Annotated in this window: 18 protein-coding genes; 7 read left to right on the forward strand and 11 right to left on the reverse strand. The window is 52.7% G+C overall.

The window, feature by feature from the left end; genetic code table 11:
- Window positions 1-313: 313 nt before the first annotated feature.
- From QN215_RS05370 to QN215_RS05400, 7 genes are all read left to right on the forward strand, one after another.
- Window positions 314-1,069: a hypothetical protein gene (locus tag QN215_RS05370; protein ID WP_369343331.1), complete on the forward strand. Its 756-nt coding sequence runs from the start codon at window positions 314-316 to the stop codon at window positions 1,067-1,069.
- Between the two features lie 133 nt (window positions 1,070-1,202).
- Window positions 1,203-2,633: a UTP--glucose-1-phosphate uridylyltransferase gene (locus tag QN215_RS05375; RefSeq protein WP_404978483.1), complete on the forward strand. Its 1,431-nt coding sequence runs from the start codon at window positions 1,203-1,205 to the stop codon at window positions 2,631-2,633.
- Between the two features lie 236 nt (window positions 2,634-2,869).
- Window positions 2,870-4,795, forward strand: coding sequence for a helix-turn-helix transcriptional regulator (locus QN215_RS05380; protein WP_369343333.1), 1,926 nt, complete (start codon window positions 2,870-2,872; stop codon window positions 4,793-4,795).
- 47 nt (window positions 4,796-4,842) lie between these two features.
- Window positions 4,843-5,121: a hypothetical protein gene (locus tag QN215_RS05385; RefSeq protein ID WP_369343334.1), complete on the forward strand. Its 279-nt coding sequence runs from the start codon at window positions 4,843-4,845 to the stop codon at window positions 5,119-5,121.
- Between the two features lie 29 nt (window positions 5,122-5,150).
- Window positions 5,151-7,724, forward strand: a complete 2,574-nt coding sequence (locus tag QN215_RS05390; protein ID WP_369343335.1) for a DEAD/DEAH box helicase — start codon at window positions 5,151-5,153, stop codon at window positions 7,722-7,724.
- Window positions 7,725-7,806: 82 nt separating this feature from the next.
- Window positions 7,807-8,154 (forward strand): RNA polymerase-binding protein RbpA, encoded by a 348-nt coding sequence (locus QN215_RS05395; protein WP_369343336.1) that lies wholly within the window; start codon window positions 7,807-7,809, stop codon window positions 8,152-8,154.
- An 89-nt stretch (window positions 8,155-8,243) separates the two neighbouring features.
- A complete protein-coding gene (locus QN215_RS05400) occupies window positions 8,244-9,005 on the forward strand; it encodes an HAD hydrolase-like protein (protein ID WP_369343337.1) in 762 nt (253 codons plus the stop codon).
- A 149-nt stretch (window positions 9,006-9,154) separates the two neighbouring features.
- Here QN215_RS05400 and QN215_RS05405 read toward each other — a convergent pair whose 3' ends face one another.
- The 11 genes from QN215_RS05405 to trpA all read right to left on the reverse strand — a co-directional run bounded on the left by QN215_RS05405 (window position 9,155) and on the right by trpA (window position 17,224).
- Complete coding sequence (locus QN215_RS05405) at window positions 9,155-9,823, reverse strand: MerR family transcriptional regulator (protein ID WP_369343338.1); 669 nt, start codon at window positions 9,821-9,823, stop codon at window positions 9,155-9,157.
- 118 nt (window positions 9,824-9,941) lie between these two features.
- Window positions 9,942-10,382, reverse strand: a complete 441-nt coding sequence (locus QN215_RS05410) for an FHA domain-containing protein (protein WP_369343339.1) — start codon at window positions 10,380-10,382, stop codon at window positions 9,942-9,944.
- A gap of 5 nt (window positions 10,383-10,387) precedes the next feature.
- Complete coding sequence (locus QN215_RS05415) at window positions 10,388-11,176, reverse strand: DUF881 domain-containing protein (RefSeq protein WP_369345076.1); 789 nt, start codon at window positions 11,174-11,176, stop codon at window positions 10,388-10,390.
- Window positions 11,177-11,247: 71 nt separating this feature from the next.
- Window positions 11,248-11,580 (reverse strand): small basic family protein, encoded by a 333-nt coding sequence (locus QN215_RS05420; RefSeq protein ID WP_094693133.1) that lies wholly within the window; start codon window positions 11,578-11,580, stop codon window positions 11,248-11,250.
- A gap of 1 nt (window position 11,581) precedes the next feature.
- Complete coding sequence (locus tag QN215_RS05425; protein WP_369343340.1) at window positions 11,582-12,550, reverse strand: DUF881 domain-containing protein; 969 nt, start codon at window positions 12,548-12,550, stop codon at window positions 11,582-11,584.
- Complete coding sequence (locus tag QN215_RS05430) at window positions 12,543-13,157, reverse strand: CDP-alcohol phosphatidyltransferase family protein (RefSeq protein ID WP_369345077.1); 615 nt, start codon at window positions 13,155-13,157, stop codon at window positions 12,543-12,545. Before QN215_RS05430 ends, QN215_RS05425 begins: the two co-directional genes overlap by 8 nt.
- A gap of 2 nt (window positions 13,158-13,159) precedes the next feature.
- Window positions 13,160-14,011, reverse strand: coding sequence for an ATP phosphoribosyltransferase (gene hisG / locus QN215_RS05435; RefSeq protein WP_369343341.1), 852 nt, complete (start codon window positions 14,009-14,011; stop codon window positions 13,160-13,162).
- A gap of 104 nt (window positions 14,012-14,115) precedes the next feature.
- Window positions 14,116-14,379, reverse strand: coding sequence for a phosphoribosyl-ATP diphosphatase (locus QN215_RS05440; RefSeq protein WP_369343342.1), 264 nt, complete (start codon window positions 14,377-14,379; stop codon window positions 14,116-14,118).
- A gap of 75 nt (window positions 14,380-14,454) precedes the next feature.
- Window positions 14,455-15,120, reverse strand: coding sequence for a ribulose-phosphate 3-epimerase (rpe, locus tag QN215_RS05445; protein ID WP_369343343.1), 666 nt, complete (start codon window positions 15,118-15,120; stop codon window positions 14,455-14,457).
- 47 nt (window positions 15,121-15,167) lie between these two features.
- Window positions 15,168-16,223, reverse strand: a complete 1,056-nt coding sequence (lgt, locus tag QN215_RS05450; RefSeq protein ID WP_369343344.1) for a prolipoprotein diacylglyceryl transferase — start codon at window positions 16,221-16,223, stop codon at window positions 15,168-15,170.
- Window positions 16,224-16,300: 77 nt separating this feature from the next.
- Entirely contained in the window at window positions 16,301-17,224 is a 924-nt protein-coding gene (gene trpA / locus QN215_RS05455) for a tryptophan synthase subunit alpha (RefSeq protein WP_369343345.1), read from the reverse strand.
- Between the last annotated feature and the right edge of the window lie 3 nt (window positions 17,225-17,227).

The following is a 17,227-nucleotide window of genomic DNA, read 5'->3' on the forward strand; positions in this document are numbered from 1 at the left end:
TTCATGCAGGACACCAATAGACATACTGTTTTTGAATATGCCGTTGATTACCCATCAACTAGGTTCTAGTGATTGTTGCAACATCCATACCTCCCAGAAGGACAGATGTTGCAACAATCACTAGAACCTAGTCTGCTTATAGAATGAAGGGGAGGCGACGATCGATGGTGAGTTGCCTGTTCATACACTATCGCTGTTCATTTCTGCTTCGACATGCAATGTGACATGCTGTACGGTATGTCAATCGATTGAACGAGATTTCATGCTGTTCCACTGGTGATGAATTGACTATAAATGTTATAAGGAGTTGCCCTTGGCAAGGAAACTATTGCAAAGAACATGGATGTCTCTCGTTCAGCTTCTCCTGTTCGGTATCATGTTCGCCATCGATCTTTCGCTGGCACCCATTGGAGGGACGCTGGCGAAGGTGGTCTTCCAGGTCCTAACAGTCACGGTCGGTGCAGTTGTTGCCATTTTCGTCGTATTGTGGACGAAAGGCGGTGTGGTCGAACGCACGACTGCCTCTGTCTGTAGTCTCATTTCGCTGGTGTTCGCTACGAATCCAGCCTGGATCTGGTATCCGTTCTCAACATCGCCAATACTGTACTATCGCAGCATCCGCAACGCATTTCCTATGGTGGTCTGGCTTTTCATTGTCGCCTGTCTGCTTGCGATCCTCGTCATCGTAAATATGCGAAGCCATAGAACAGAGGAAAAACCCGCTCATGCGGGACTGATCGTGTCGGATGCACAGAATCATGCGTATGGAAGTTTGCTTGGTGAAGCGGCTTGTATCGCAGCGCCTGGCTGGGTCTTTCTACCTTATTTCGTGGGTTCGCGAACCTTCATGAAGCTCCAATCTGTTGACAGGCACTCGTACGCTAGCATGGTGCTGATTGCTGCATTTGTTATAGTGGCATGGCTGTTCTTGCTGATGGTGAATGCGCTCTTCGATGCAGCAAGGGGGTCACGTCGCCTGTCCCGAGCGGGAATGACCCTTCTTCCCTTCATGTTCGCTGGATTGGCCGTGGCCGGTGTCGTCGTGGTAACTCAAGCTGCAGGAATTTAGAAACCGTTCTCTGTAGGAAATCAACGAATGGATTCAACGATAACGCCCGCTTCTTGCATGTTCTTATTGCAAATCGGAACAATCGCTGTGCCGAGGGGCTAGACTAATGCTGACCTATACCGAAAGGGACTCAATGAGTGAAGAAGCATTTGAACTTTCTGCCGAGAAGATGCGCAAGCGCGGCCTGAGTGAAGTGTCCATCAAGCAATTCAAGCGCTTGTACGATACCTGGCAGGGAGAAGATTCAGAGTTTTCGATATTGGAAAAGAATGTTGACGCTCTCAAAGATGTCCCCTATGTGGGTGACGTGCACGACAGGATGAATCAGCAGCAGGCATTGGATGCCTTCTCCAAGACCGCATTCCTCAAGCTCAATGGGGGACTGGGCACTTCCATGGGTCTTGAGGGTGCGAAATCGCTGCTTCCCGTGCGTCGTCACAAAGCTCGTCAGATGCGCTTCCTTGACATTATTCTCGGTCAGGTGCTCACAGCCAGGAAGCGTCTTGGCATCCCTCTGCCATTAATTCTGATGAATTCCTTCAGAACGTCCAAGGACAGTCTGAAACTGGTGAAGAAGAATCGACTGTTTGAACAGCACGACATCCCTCTGGAGATCATCCAGCACGTTGAGCCTAAACTGGTGTTGAAAACCGGTGAGCCGGTGGAATTCCCGGAGGATTCCGAGCTGGAATGGTGCCCACCTGGTCATGGTGACGTCTATTCCACAATTTGGGAATCGGGTCTGCTGGACAAGCTTCAGGAGAAAGGTATTGAATACCTGTTCATCTCCAATTCCGACAATCTTGGGGCTCGACCGTCACGTACCTTGGCATGGCACTTTGCCAAGTCTGGTTCACCGTTCATGGTTGAGGTCTCCCGAAGAACGAAGGCTGACCGTAAAGGCGGACATATCGTCTTTGACAAGAAGACCGGACATCTCATGCTTCGCGAAATGAGTCAGGTGGCTCCGGGCGATGAGAACGATGCGACCAACATTCGCAAGCATCCATACTTCAACACCAACAGTATCTGGGTCAGGGTCGATGCTCTCAAAGCCAAGCTTGAGGAATATGACGGTGTGCTTCCATTGCCTGTGATCGTCAACAAGAAAACCGTGAATCCTGCCGATTCGAGCACGGAAGAGGTCGTTCAGCTTGAAACCGCAATGGGTGCTGCCATTGGGCTGTTTGAGGGAGCAAGCTGCATCGAAGTGGATCGCATGCGCTTCCTTCCAGTCAAGACGACCGATGACCTGTTCATTATGCGGTCAGATAGATTCCACTTGACGGACTCGTATGAAATGGAAGATGGCAACTACATCTTCCCCAATGTGCAGCTTGATGAGAGATATTACAAGAACATCAATGATTTCAATGAGCGATTCCCATACTCCATTCCCACGCTTGCTGCTGCCAATTCCGTCACCATCGAGGGGGACTGGACCTTTGGACGGGATGTGACGATGTTCGCTGATGCAAAGCTCACAGATCAAGGCAGACCTTCGTACGTTCCGAATGGAGAGTTTGTAGGACCGCAGGGCGTTGAACCTGACGAATGGGTGTAGAAGGAATCTGCTCGGATTTCTATGAAAGCTCATGCCGAGATGCTCTGAGACCTGGCTGCGCTGAACTGGAAGGTGCGCGTCTATCTCTCAGAGCATATTTGTGTGGCTTCGCTCACCATGATATTTGTACATTTTTTGATTATTGTGCCTGACACGAGCAAAATACATCTAATATAGATAAGGGTCTGTGCAAACACGCACAGTTACTTAGGTATGCTAACGATACGCGAGGACTAATGACAGAGGGAACGAATGGTAGGCGACGCTTCTCCGATAAATGGGGGAAACATGAATTGGATGTGCTTGCCGTACTGTCCTCAGCCTTCCCGCAATGGCTGACATCCCGTCAAATCGCACAGCGCGTGAAGGCGTATGCCGATTCGTACGGCGAACTTGCTGACCAAGCGGCAAAGGCTGCATTTGCTAAACAATTTCAACGTGACCGCGCCAAACTCGCGGCAATGGGCATAGCAATAGAATCCCGACAACCTGAATACTCATCGAAGTCAGAGGGTCAGGATTTTGCGTCATATCGTCTTCAACTTGGTGACGAACCCAGAGTTCGGCTTCGCTTTGAACAGGATGATCTACCTGTTCTGGCAGCAGCCAACTACCTTGCTCGTTCGGTATCCATCTCTCAATCGGCAGAACATCAGGAGCATCACGCTTCGCGCACCAGCCCACGCGTGCCACAAATGCCGGTTCCGGGACTGGGCCTTGATTCCATAGCTCCCGGCTTAGGGACGCAGCCTATTCCCGATGCCTTGGTAAAGGTTATCGACTCTCGACGTTTCGCCGCGACCGTTGACGACAATGGTGAGCATATCAATGTGGCATACACGGATTCTGACGATCTGGCGATGTTTGTACTCGGCCATCCTGGCTCATCGATCATCAGCCCTCAGGAAGCGGCCGACGCATTCAGCAGAAGGCTGCATGCCGCAACCCGTCTTCAACCCATTGACGGCAATGGTGCTGAAGCTGCGCAAGCCATGACCGAGATTGATACCGGCAAGGACCCCTGCGAGCTCCATCACAAGGAAAGCAGAAAGTCATCTGCCTCGTTTCAGACCGGTTCCGAGGTTGACCGTAGACTGCGCCTGATGCTGTTCCTATCAGCCCATCTGGGCGAGGAATTCTCCCTGAATGAGCTTGCAGAACGCTTTATCGGCCGCGTCCGGGACGATGACGATCTGAAACGCTTCGTCAATATTATTCACAAGGACATCAACACTCTGACAACCGTTTCTGACGACGGCGAGATGGCCGGCAGCCAGTTCTTTGACATTGATTGGAATTTGCTTGAGACCGAAGGTATCGTCTCGGCTACCAATTCGCTTGGTTTGGAACGTCTCGCTGGCGTTTCGCCCCAGTATCTCAGTCTTCTCACTGCTTCCGTCAGCTATCTGGCGCATTCGCCACTCCTGCCTGACTCCTCGCGCCAGCATGCTCAATCGCTCTATATGCGACTGCGGCAGCATGTCGAGCCAGGTGTGACGCCATGGCTGAGTCTGACAGGGTATGAACTGGAACCCATGAGCTTTGCCATTGTGAAGCGGGCCATCGATACCCTGTCGATTCTTGACATGGAATACACCGATGGGGCAGGCAGAACACATCGCAAGATCGTCGCTCCGGCGAAGATCTTCGTTGATGAGGGCGTCTACTACGTCGCCGTATGGACTGATCTCTACCACGTCATCGACATGGATACGATGTCAGACGAATTCAGGGCGATCATTACCAAGCAATCCGAGCAGCTTACCCATATGAAAGGCGAGCATCGCCAGTGGCAGGTATTGCGGCTTGCACGCATCGAACATGCTCAGCTCGTCAAGACCGAGCGTGCCCCTGAAATTCCGGATGTCCCCATAGGTACGTTGCGTGAGTGGAGTTTTGACAACGGCACTGCAGCGGTCATCGTCACTGACAAGAAGAATCTTGCCTTTGTGAAGACGCTGCCGGGTGCAACGGTCGATGACAATGGCACGGGTGAGAAGGTACACTTGACTGTCTCCTCTGATTCCTGGTTCGTGGCTTTTTGCATCTCGCATGCACGGCATATCACGGCTGTAGCACCTGAAACATTGCGCACGATGATTGTCGCTCGTGCAGAGCGCGAACTAAGCTTGGGAGAGAACAGCATAGCGAACGAAGAGTGAGGGGAGTGGCAATGCCAGGATGGATATGGCTGCTATTGGTCATCTTTATGATCGTTGTACTTATCGTTGGGGCTGCGTATGTCGTTTTCCGTGCCCTGGCTGCAATGCGCACCGTGACCGGACTCACGGGCGTCATCGGAGACAAGATCGCAGATGCACAGTCTTCCTCTTCCGAGAGGGAATCACATGATCCGTTGCTCACACAGCCATTGAGCGTCGCTAGTGAACGCTATTCACAGGCACATGCTGAGGTTATTCGACGACATGATCGCATCCGTGAGCGGCATATGCGTACGTGGCAACAATGGAAGCATTTCAACGACTGATTGATATATAAGGATGTTTAGGGACCGTTATGCCAGATAATCCGACTCGGCGTTACGCTGCGTTCAGGAAAAGACAGGCTCATACACACACTGCTGCCTTTCGTTTCGCCAGCACACTACCATTTGAACTTGACCCCTTTCAGGAAGAGGCCATAGAAGCCCTGGAAGCTGATGACAACGTGCTCGTCGCAGCCCCAACGGGATCTGGCAAGACGGTCGTTGCAGATTTTGCTGTCTTTCTTGCGCAGGAGCATAATGTCAAGGCGTTCTACACGACCCCCATCAAGGCGTTGAGCAATCAGAAATATCATGATCTGGTTGAGGTATTTGGAGAGGATCATGTGGGTCTTCTGACCGGAGACACGTCAATCAACTCAGAGGCAGACATCGTCGTAATGACGACGGAAGTGCTGCGCAACATGCTGTATGAGCACTCAACCACGCTTCAGGCTCTACGATATGTCATTCTTGACGAGGTTCATTATCTCAGCGACCGGTTCAGGGGACCGGTCTGGGAGGAAGTGATCATTCATCTTCCTGCATCCGTCCGCGTCATTGGACTGTCTGCAACCGTGTCAAACGTTGAGGATTTCTCCGACTGGCTGCAATCGGTTCGTGGCCACACCAAGCTCGTCATCACGGAAAACCGACCCGTGCCTTTGGAACAGCATGTGATCGTTCAATCGGACGACCATACCCCTCCCGAACTCATTGATCTGTATCGAAGGAATTCAAACGAGGGCAGTCATCAGCCCAAGCTCAACCCTCAATTGATCGAACGCCTCGATCAGCTGGATCGGCAAGCTGCACGCGCGCACAACAACGTTCAGGAGCGTAAGCACGGTGCCAGACATGGGCGCAATGGCTTCCGGCACAACGGTCAATCCAATCACTTCGCCAATGCCCGTCATGTGCCTCGTCGCTGGGCTGTAGTCGATGAATTGGACTACCAGGACATGCTTCCTGGCATATATTTCATCTTCTCACGCAACGGGTGCGATCAGGCGGTCGAGCAGTGCATGAACGCAGGTCTTGAACTCACCACAGCCGACGAGGCGCAGCGCATTCGCAGCATCGTTGACGACATGGTCGATGGACAGCTCAGCAGGGATGATTTGAAGACCTTGCATTTCTCGTCGTTCAGGTTTGCACTCGAAGAAGGGTTTGCCGCGCATCATGCCGGTATGGTCTCACTGTTCAGACAGATTGTCGAACGGCTGTTCGAGGCAGGTCTGGTCAAGATGGTCTTTGCCACGGAAACACTGGCTTTGGGTATCAATATGCCGGCACGCTGCGTGGTGGTGGAGAAACTTGAAAAGTTCAACGGCACTGGCCATGTGACGTTGACTCCTGGCGAGTTCACGCAGCTCACCGGTCGCGCTGGTCGTCGTGGCATCGACAGCATTGGACATGCAGTCGTTGTCGATCATCGAGACTTTGTTCCGGCAACCGCTGCGGCACTGGCCAGCAAACGAGTATATCCGCTGCATTCAAGCTTCAGACCAACGTTCAACATGGCTGTGAATCTGTTGAATTCCAGTGATTATACGACGGCACGAATCACTCTCGACCACTCCTTTGCCCAGTGGGAAGCCAATGAATCGGCCTGGCAGCTAGAATCACGCATGGATACGCTCACACAGGCACTGCATGGATATGAAGAGGCGTTTGCCTGTGACTACGGTGATTTTGCCGAGTTCATGGAGATTCGCAGGAGACTCTCGGATGCTCAGAAGCATGACCGTCAGGAGCTCAAGCACACACGATTTAGATCTGAACAAGCACGAAGTCGGGCATTCAGAGAGCTCGATCAGCGCATTGCAGCATTAAAGGATCAGGAACGGCATCATCCGTGCAGAGAATGCCCAGATGTGACCACTCATTTGAAATGGGGCCATCGTTGGCTGCGCGAGAAAAAGGAGCTCGAACGGGTTCGAGAACGGTATGAATCACGGACAGGTTCCGTAGCCCGTCAATTCGATCACATCTGCGAGATTCTCAACGCCTTGGGATTCATCACTCCTGAGTATGACACTGTTGAGTCTTCGCTCGAACATGCGAAGGTAAACTACGCCTTGACTCCACGCGGTCAGATGCTCAGACGAATATATAGCGAACAGGATCTGGTACTCGCTCAGATGATTGTCGATCGGGATCTGCAAGGTCTTTCAGCTCCAGAGCTCGCGGCTGTCGTGTCATCGCTGGTCTATGAAGCTCGACGTGGCGAAGGCGGGGGAGACGGCAACTTCCCCGGCGGGCCTCAAGGCAACATGGCTATAGCCGTTCAGGCAACGCTGGGAAGCAGGGCTCACGTTTCCATGCTCTGCGAAGACTATGGTCTTGAACCCGTCAAGGAACTCGATTTTGGCATGGCCCAGATTGTCTATGCATGGGCAAACGGCGAGTCTCTGTCGCGTGTGCTGCGCAATTCAGAACTCACAGGCGGCGACTTTGTACGAAACACCAAGCGACTCGCGGATTTGCTCACGCAGATAGCTCAGGTCGGCAACTTCTTCAAGGATGCCGCCTCGCTGTCAGAGACTGCTCAGCAGGCTGTGCACGCTGTGAACCGTGGAATAGTCGCATATTCAGGTGTTGACTGATTACGCGATTGCAGAAATGTCGGAATAAGCATCAAGTCTTAGCTGTTTTGTAGCTTGGACAGTACACATACGAGGAGGAATTATGGCAGAGCGCAGTTTGCGAGGCATGAGTATCGGGGCAAAGTCTCTGGAATCAGACGATAATGTGGACTTTGCTGCACGTACGGATGTGGCATACATCTGTCCAAAGGGTCATCGAACCATTCTTCCCTTTGCTGAAGGTGCCGAAATCCCAGATCAGTGGGAGTGCCGCTGTGGTGAGGTTGCTCATCGCGAGGGGGAGCAGGATCAGGAAGCGGATGAAATTACCAAGCCAACGCGTACGCATTGGGATATGCTGCTCGAACGCCGTTCGACAGATGAATTGAAGACCTTGCTCGACAAGCGTCTTGAGATGCATCATGACGGCTGGATTCCCGATTACGAATAAAATTGATAAACGAGCAGTAGCGGAATACGAGCAACAGCTGAGTACGAGCAATAGCCGAGTAAGTGACGCTTCAAAGGAGCACACACATTATGACTCAACATCCACGCAAGGTCGTGTTACTGGATTTGGATGGCACCTTGACGGAATCTGCCCCTGGAATTCTTGCAAGCGTCAAGAAGACCTTCCAGGCGATCGACATGCCGGTTCCCGATGATCATGAGCTCCAGCAATTCATCGGGCCTGCGATCATCGAATCCTTGCAGCGCAACCATGTTCCCGAAGATAAGCTCCAGCTTGCGGTAGACACCTACCGTAGCTATTACAGCGACGTCGATGCATTCGACGATCCGCAAGAACCGGGGGCCAAAGTTCCTGGCAAATTCGTCAACGTCATCTATCCCGGAATCATCGATCAGCTCAGGCAGCTCAGAGCAGCTGGCTATTATCTGGCGATTGCCACATGCAAGCCTGAATATCAGGCAGCACCGATATGTGATCATTTCCATCTCAACGAAGAAGTCGACGGACTCTACGGCGCAAGCCGCGACATGACGAGGCTGAATAAGGATCAGGTCATACGCTACGCCTTTGATGCCATCGGATTTGACGAGTCTCAGGGCGATATCGCGATCATGGTTGGTGATCGTTGGACGGATGTCGATGGTGCCAAGGCAGTTGGCATCGCCTCGATTGGCTGCAACTGGGGCTACGCCAATCCAGGTGAACTTAAGGAACATGGCGTGACGACCACCATCGATGCAGTCCGTGATCTGACTGATGCGGTCAATGACCTGTTTGCACAGCTTGAATCCGACAAGCCTGCGGTACAAAGCCAGCAGACGGTTAAATAGACGGTATTGATACAAAAGGCGCACGTAACAGCATAGTGTGCTGCATGTATATTAAGCCGATAATGTACGTTATGTCAGAATAGTACGGTTAGATTCACACTAGCGTTAGATCTTAGTCATATACCTGCCCCGATCCGAGGCCTGCCCTTTCAGGCTGCTACAGCTCTCTCCTGACGATGGCGCTCGAGTTGACGGCGAACTCTCATGGTTGTGAGTTCGTCAATGGGACGTCCTTGCGTGCGCGTCTGACGCGTGTGCGTCAGATCAACATAGTCTTCGTTGTCAAGGGCATCATGAATCTGATGCCACACCTTGTCAACGGACAGTCCGAATACTGCACTGCCGCTTGACATGAATGCGGACATCGATTCAGCGCTGTCACACTCGTGGACGGACTCGCCATCGCACATGATGGTCAGTGTTTCGAGGCGTGACGCTGAATGCTGAATCAGGAATTCAATGGCTCGTGTGACATTTTGAAGATTGACGCCAGCGTCGAGCAGCTTCTTCGATATGGCAAGTATGACCACGTCCTTGAATGAATACAGGCGTCGAGATCCTGAGCCGTGTGATGGCTTGATCGATGGTTCTACGATTTGCTTCCGAGCCCAGTAGTCAAGCTGACGGTAGGTTATTCCAGCAACCTTCGAGGCCACTGTCCCCCGGTAGCCTCGTGTCTGTTCCTCGTCATTGCTTGCTGAAAACAGTTCGCCTTGGATTGCATCTTCTGCATTCAGCGAATCTCGACGTTCAAGCGGAACATGAAGATGGAGTTCTGGCTGTCCCTTACGTGATGCTGCATCGGTCATCTCTGCCATCTTCTATCCCCTCGACTTGGCTATTTTGCCTGTATGCCATAGCGTGATACGGTGCACTCATAGCGGCACTCGTAATCTGCGCTATCTGTGTTCGAGTGTAATCACTGCGTATGAACAGCTAGTCCTTAACAACCGCAGATTTTGTGAAGAAAACCAAGCGGAACTTGCCGATTTGGATTTCGTCACCTGCATGCAGCTCCATGTCATCGACACGCTTACGATTCACATACGTGCCGTTGAGACTGCCTGCGTCGAGGACATGATAGACATTCCCGATCTTTCTGAAGATGGCATGCGCACGAGACACGGTTGAATCGTCAAGCAGGATATCGGCATTCTGATCACGGCCTACGCTGACCTCATCTTCATCGAGGAGATATCGTGAACCTGACACCGCTCCCCTCGTTGAGATGAGTAAAGCGGTCCCCTCTGAAAGCTTTGCTATTGTCTCCAGGTCTTCCTTGGTCAAAGGACGATCCGCTGTGGTTACTACTGGCATATTGAGAGCCGGCAGACCAATGATTGTGGTCTCGCCTGCTGTTGGAATTGGATCAGTCATAGCTGTTATTCTACCGTCTTTGCATACTTATACGTCGGGGAGCGTCGAACCTCGTCGATTTTAACACTTTCCTGCTGTTTCAACACTACTTTTGCGTTGTACTGCACCTTGAGTCTAGATCCCACTCCCCCTGCAATCTGAATCGCGTTCTGCAAGTCATCCGGGTTGCCGATGGCCTTAATCGTATAGGGTGTGGCTAGGCTGTGTCCATCTACGATAAGTCCCGATTTCGTATCCTTGATGTACGACGAGGTGACGATTCGCACGGAATTGAAGGAAATCACCTCGGCACCCGCATTTCTCAACTCTTCAATCAGCGTAAACATCGTGGAAGCATCCACGTGCGTGCTGCCTTCGGCCACGACAATCGTGATGCCTTTGCCTTCTGCTGGCAGTCTGCCAGAGAGTATTCCGTTGGTCGTCTCGTTCTGAGAAGCGATTCTGGCCGCTTCCTCCTGCTTATCAGCTGCCGATTGGATGGATTCCAGCTGCGCGTTCAGCTCACTTCTACGCTGTTCGAGTTTGTCGACCTGCGTGCTCGTCTCGTCGAGCACGCGCACCAGCTCGTCTTCACTCAAGGATTCGTATGAGGACTCGGTGTTGCGCACCTGGGCAACGTATCCAAACCCCAGCAGGGCACAGAGCAGGGCAACCAACACACTGCTGACGAACCTCGCTCTTTTGGCATCGTTCCGTTGGCGGTGAGGTGGCTTTCTCCGCACAATCGGGAACGACCCGGTGTCGGTGGTGTCATTGACCTCATCATTGCTGTTCCTGCGGCGAGAGCCAGGCATCGCAGCATGAAGCTCTCGACGGCCATGCTGTACGTAATGTTCGTAATGTTCGTGATGTGTTTGTGCCATGGTCAGCCCTTAAAGATGAATCGACGTATGGCAGAAACATTGGAAAAGATACGAATGCCGAGCACTACGATGACCGCTGTGGAAAGCTGCGATCCGACACCAAGCTGATTGCCGAGCAACACCAGCAGGGTTGCCGTGATGACGTTCGAAAGGAAGGAAATGACGAACACCTTGTCAGAAAAGCTTCGTTCGAAGAATGAGCGTGCCGCACCCAGCAGCGCATCGAGGGCAGCAACGACCATGATCGGCAGATATGGCTGCAGGACGATGGGTATGTCGGGTTGCAAGAAGATTCCAAAAACCACGCCTGCGATTAAACCTATGACTGCGGCCATGCTATTCGCTCCTTTTCGCATATGACAAATCAGGTGTACCAGCGCTGCTGTTCATCGTAATCATATGCTCTTTCGACAGCTGGGGATGGATTCCCGCCTTGTTCAGCGTGCCATAGAATCCCTTCTGCTCAGAGCTGCTCATGTCAGCTTTCAGGGTGTCAGCATCGCCTATGGCGGTTATCGTATAGGGACTTTGTATGGAATTGAGTCCAACGAGAATCGTGGTGCCTGCCGTGCGCACGGAAGTCTGGACACCTACTCGATAGCCATTGATGGAGATGGCTTCCGCACCGGAGGCCCACAGTCTAGAGACGAATTGCTGGAGGTCGATGTCAGTGATGACACGAATATTGTCGTTGTCGGTATCGTTGGATCCTGCTGCGCCAGTCGCTGCTATGGGATCGGCAAGGCTGATCGAAATGCCGTCACCCTCGACCTTCGTGAATCCATTGAGCAGATTGTCCGCATCGACGGTTGGATCGTTGCTGTCGCCGCCAACCTGAGCGGAGAGCGAGTCTATCTGACTGCGGAGCTTGGTAATCTGACCGTTCATCGTATTGTATTCCTTGGTTTCAGATTCGACCTGGGATATGAGCTTCTCGCGAATCTTGCTCCTCGGATCGGCATGCAGTTCGCGAACGATCACCGATCCAGCCAATCCAACGGCGAGGCATATAAGAAATACCAGCAGTCTGGACATCCATACCTGCAATGGTCCTCGCTGATCATGAACCAATGTGGCATCGCTGAACATCGGGTCAAGCGAACGGTTGGTCAGGTCATCGATGAGGCGCAGTGATTCATCGTCAATCCTTCTGCGACGGTTGCGGATGTCCGAAACCGTATCTGGCAGCCGGTCTACATGCCTTTCGGCAAGAAGCGAGACACTGCTCGAGAAGACGACTCTGCGATGGTACGGCATTCTGCCTGGACCGACTGCAAAGGACTTGGGGCGCTGCTGATCATTCATGACGTCGTTCTTCGCGCATCAGTGATATTCCCTGACGAATGTAGAGGATGCCTGCAAACCAGTAGAAGAACACGCCCCACAGTACGACTGCGAGAGAGAGGAGATGAAGAATGCGAAATATCGAACCGGGCCAGGCATCGGCGACGATCAGTGCCGGAATGCCCAGCATGAGCAGAGCCGTGCCAGTCTTTCCAGCGAAATGAACTGGCAGTGGACCATAGTCATATTGCGCAAGAATGAGTATGAGTCCAGCCATCAGCAGATCACGCAGTCCTACGACAATGAGCAGCCACCACGGCAAGATATGCGACACGCCCAAGGCAAGGATGGTGAAGAAAATCAGCATGCGATCCGCAATCGGATCAAGCATCTGACCCGCCTTGCTGACCTGATTGAAACGCCTGGCAATGTAGCCGTCAATGCCGTCAGACAAGGCCGACACAAAGATAAGCAGCAGTGAAAGCACCAGATGCCGGTGAGACACCAGCACTGTGATGAACGGAATGCATGCGATGCGCATCAGGCTGATCGCATTGGGAATCGTCCAAATCGTGTCTTTGGCTTCGGGGCTGTATTTGCTTTCCATTGTGGGGTCCTGGGAGGTCATACTCACATTCTCGATGCTTGCAGTGCGGTTACTATAATGGCACGCGCTCCAACATCATAGAGTTTATCCATCAAGGCGTTCACGGTTTCCTTAGGGACCATCACACGCACGGCAGACCACTGCCTGTCATGCAGATGTGAAACGGTTGGCGACTCGAAGCCAGGAGTGATATCGACTGCCTCCTGAACCTTCTCTGTGGGAATATCGTAGTCCATCAAGACATAATGATGGGCGGTGAGCACTCCCTGCAGCCTGCGGCTGAACTTGATCATGCGTTCATCGTCAACCTTGACGCGAGGGGAACGTATGAGAATGCCTTCGGAATGCAGAATCGGATCGGAGAAAATTCTCAGGCCTGCATTGCGCATCGTCGTTCCCGTCGAAACCACGTCGGCAATCAGGTCAGCGACGCCCAGATGCACCGAAGACTCGACGGCACCGTCCAAGTGAATGATCTCAGCATCGATGCCACGCTCCTTGAGGTAGTCACCGACAAGCTTGTCATACGAGCTGGCGACCCGCTTGCCATTGATGTCAGCGAGTTCCTTGATGTCTGAATCTTCGGGTGAGGCAAAACGGAATGTTGACGCGCCAAATCCGAGCTTGAGATGTTCGACTGCGGCCGTGCCTGAATTCAGCAGTAGGTCACGGCCGGTAATGCCGACATCGACGGTTCCACGCCCCACGTATACGGCAATGTCAAGCGGACGCAGATAAAACAGTTCTATATCGTTGTCATGGTCCTCGACGACCAGTTGACGCGGATTCGTTCTCAGTCTGTATCCGGCCTCTTCCAGCATGCTCCATGATGGCTGCGAGAGCATTCCCTTGTTTGGCACTGCGATTCTTAACATCAATCCTCCTCTGCACAGTCTGAAACGCATTGTTTGCGTAACCCTATGCGGCTGCTTCTTTGAATGTGCTCACACATTCTCTCTGAAATGGTTGCCTGTAAGAATCACAGATGCTTGTACACGTCTTCGATGCTGATGCCACGATCGATCATCATGACCTGCACGTGATACAGCAGTTGGCTCATTTCTTCGGCAGTGCGGTCTGCACCTTCGTATTCGGCGGCCATCCAGGTCTCCCCTGCTTCTTCGATGATCTTCTTGCCGATGAAGTGCGTTCCCTTGGCAAGTTCCCCTACTGTGAGCGATCCTTCCTGCTTGGAGGCCGACTTCTCTGAGAGTTCCTTGAACAATGATTCAAATGTCTTCATGCTGACTTTCCCAAATACAAATCAAATACAAATACTTGTCTGTGATACGAATACAACTCACCGGTGATGGCGAGTTCAATCCTTGTATGCTGCCTGTGCAAGATCCCTGATGGTATCGATTGCCTTCGCACGATTTGACGAACCGTATACTGCCGAACCCGCGACAAGAACATCGGCACCTGCCTCGGCGACGATATGAGCCGTGGACGTGCTCACACCTCCATCGACCTGAATATGCGTGCTCAGGCCACGACGGGTGATTTCATCGCGAAGGCGTCGAACCTTGAGGGCTTGACTGGTGAGGAACTTCTGACCTCCGAAGCCAGGTTCGACGGTCATGATCAGGATCATGTCGAATTCGTCAAGAATGTCGAAGATTGGTTCGACGGCTTCTGCCGGCCGCACGGCGTAACAGGCCTTGACACCCATGTCATGCAGTTGGTGAGCAAGGCGAACGGGGGCGTGGGTCGCTCCCATATGGAAGGAGACCGAGCTGACGCCAAGCTTCGCATATTCTGGTGCCCAACGATCTGGATCCTCAATCATGAGATGAACATCGACTGGAAGATCGGTCACTTGGCAGATTCTCTCGACAATGGGTTCACCCATGGTCAGATTCGGGACGAAATGATGATCCATGATATCGACGTGAACCATATCGGCATGGTCTATTGCGTGAATATCACGTTCGAGGTTTGCAAAATCGGCGGAAAGAATGCTTGGCGCTATCTGAATATTCATATCATCCATTCTAAGCAATACGAAAGACGAGCGAGTACGTGTCAAGCCTACTCATGCTTCTCGGATGACGTTTCGTCCGATTTCGCGCTCGTCTGCGAGTCACCACTGTCATGGCTTTCAGATGAGTCGATCCGCGACGCAGCAGCCTCGTCCGCCTTCGGCTTTGTGCCGGTGTCACTTGGCTTTGGTGAGTGTGTCGAAGTTGAGTCCCCCTGTTCACGTGACTCAAGTTCGGTGACGGTGCGCAGTTTCTCGGACAACAGATCCGTGGATTTACCGTATCTCTGAATCAGGATGAAGGCGAACACGCCGAGAATGAAGCAGACCATGGATACCCATACATTGATGCGGACACCGAGGAATTCGTGTGCGAAATCTATGCGCAGCATTTCAATCCAGGTGCGACCCGCCGTGTACCACATCACATATATGGCAAACAGAGAACCCGCCTTGAGCACCTTCGAAGCCTTGCGGCCGATCCAGAGAATAAGCGCGGCACCAATGAGATTCCATATCATCTCATACAGAAACGTCGGCTGGAACAGGGTCCCGGTTGGGCATGAGGAACCGTCATAGCACAGTTCGCTGCCACCTATGGCCGTGCCGGTGACGTTAAGCTTGAGTCCCCATGGCAATGGCGTTGGCGCACCGTAGAGTTCCTGGTTAAACCAGTTGCCCAGGCGACCGATGGCCTGTGCCACCAGAAGGGCTGGTGCGATCACATCACTGAGGAGAGCCATGGGATAGTGACGATGCCTGCACCATACCCATGCGGCAAGAGCTCCCAGCACGACCGCTCCCCAGATGCCCAACCCTCCATTCCAAATGCGGAACATGTCCACCCAATCACCGGTTGGGCCAAAGAAACGTTCAGGAGTGGTGATGATGTGATAGATTCGCGCTCCTACGATGCCGGCAGGAACCGCGCACAGGGCGATGTCAAGAATCTGATCGCCGATGCCGCCAACTTTCTTCCAACGCACGGTTGCTATCCATACAGCGACGACAATGGCCGCCAGCATGGTCAAGGCATAGAAGTGTATGGTCAGCGGTCCGATCGAGAACTGTGAAATCGACGGTGACGGAATATAGGCTAAGTTCATGACTCCCCATTCAATTGACTGTTATGAAGTTCCGAGAGCGTGCATGCTCACACAGGGATTGCAGACAAGCTCGAAGTCTAGCCTCGCGCTGTATGTATCGCATCGGCCAATGCTCGTGTCGTCTGTGCCAGATCGGCCAGACCCTGTTCCTGAGGCTTGACATGCTTGCCCGTGTCATCCAGCAATTGGTGCACCAAGGCAGACCCTACGATAACGCCATCGGCATAGCTGCCCACCTTGGCGCCCTGCTCCGGGGTGGACACGCCGATACCCACGCAGACATGGTCGGCACCTGCCTGACGTGTGCGTTCGACAAGCAGTTCAGGTGAGGACGATATCGTGGTCCTTTCACCAGTCACGCCCATGCGCGAGGCCGCATAGACGAAGCCACGAGCATTGTTGGCCACGATGGCAAGCCTGTCTGCCGTGGAATCCGGCGACACCAGAAATACCCTATCCAGACCGTAGCGCTCCGAAGCTTCAATCCACTCCCCTGCCTCGTCGGGTATCAAATCAGGTGTGATCAGTCCAGCTCCGCCCGCATTCGAAAAATCTCTGGCAAAGCGTTCGACACCATAATGGAAGATCAGATTCCAGTAGCTCATGATCAGCGGCACGCCACCGGCCTTCGCGACGGTTTCGACCGCGTCGAAAACTCCGGCGATGTGCTCGCCGTTGTCCAAGGCAATATGAGAGGCTGCCTGGATGACTGGACCATCCATGACCGGATCAGAGTATGGCAAACCGATCTCCACAATATCGACGCCATGGTTGACCAGCGTCTCAAAGGCCTTCAGCGAGTATTCCTTATCAGGGAAACCGTAGGGAAGGTAGGCGATGAATGCTGGTGAATTCTTGTCAGCCAGCGTCTGCAGCCTCGATGCGGTCTTGCTCGGCGTGTTGGTGAACCCCAGTGGTTGAGTATGACGAGCATCAGAAGGTGCGCCAGCAGGTGCTGTGGCAGCTTGTGACGATTCGAAGCCCTTGTGTGTGTCAGTCATGTC

It is taken from the genome of Bifidobacterium sp. WK041_4_12 (genome assembly GCF_041080795.1).
Lineage (GTDB): Bacteria > Actinomycetota > Actinomycetes > Actinomycetales > Bifidobacteriaceae > Bombiscardovia > Bombiscardovia aquikefiricola.

Coding starts and splice junctions, on each gene's coding strand:
- QN215_RS05375 (WP_404978483.1), top strand. CDS start 1,203: ATGAGTGAAGAAGCATTTGAACTTTCTGCCGAGAAGATGCGCAAGCGC.
- QN215_RS05380 (WP_369343333.1), top strand. CDS start 2,870: ATGACAGAGGGAACGAATGGTAGGCGACGCTTCTCCGATAAATGGGGG.
- QN215_RS05385 (WP_369343334.1), top strand. CDS start 4,843: ATGATCGTTGTACTTATCGTTGGGGCTGCGTATGTCGTTTTCCGTGCC.
- QN215_RS05390 (WP_369343335.1), top strand. CDS start 5,151: ATGCCAGATAATCCGACTCGGCGTTACGCTGCGTTCAGGAAAAGACAG.
- QN215_RS05395 (WP_369343336.1), top strand. CDS start 7,807: ATGGCAGAGCGCAGTTTGCGAGGCATGAGTATCGGGGCAAAGTCTCTG.
- QN215_RS05400 (WP_369343337.1), top strand. CDS start 8,244: ATGACTCAACATCCACGCAAGGTCGTGTTACTGGATTTGGATGGCACC.
- QN215_RS05405 (WP_369343338.1), bottom strand. CDS start 9,823: ATGGCAGAGATGACCGATGCAGCATCACGTAAGGGACAGCCAGAACTC.
- QN215_RS05410 (WP_369343339.1), bottom strand. CDS start 10,382: ATGACTGATCCAATTCCAACAGCAGGCGAGACCACAATCATTGGTCTG.
- QN215_RS05415 (WP_369345076.1), bottom strand. CDS start 11,176: ATGCCTGGCTCTCGCCGCAGGAACAGCAATGATGAGGTCAATGACACC.
- QN215_RS05420 (WP_094693133.1), bottom strand. CDS start 11,580: ATGGCCGCAGTCATAGGTTTAATCGCAGGCGTGGTTTTTGGAATCTTC.
- QN215_RS05425 (WP_369343340.1), bottom strand. CDS start 12,550: ATGAATGATCAGCAGCGCCCCAAGTCCTTTGCAGTCGGTCCAGGCAGA.
- QN215_RS05430 (WP_369345077.1), bottom strand. CDS start 13,157: ATGACCTCCCAGGACCCCACAATGGAAAGCAAATACAGCCCCGAAGCC.
- hisG (WP_369343341.1), bottom strand. CDS start 14,011: ATGTTAAGAATCGCAGTGCCAAACAAGGGAATGCTCTCGCAGCCATCA.
- QN215_RS05440 (WP_369343342.1), bottom strand. CDS start 14,379: ATGAAGACATTTGAATCATTGTTCAAGGAACTCTCAGAGAAGTCGGCC.
- rpe (WP_369343343.1), bottom strand. CDS start 15,120: ATGAATATTCAGATAGCGCCAAGCATTCTTTCCGCCGATTTTGCAAAC.
- lgt (WP_369343344.1), bottom strand. CDS start 16,223: ATGAACTTAGCCTATATTCCGTCACCGTCGATTTCACAGTTCTCGATC.
- trpA (WP_369343345.1), bottom strand. CDS start 17,224: ATGACTGACACACACAAGGGCTTCGAATCGTCACAAGCTGCCACAGCA.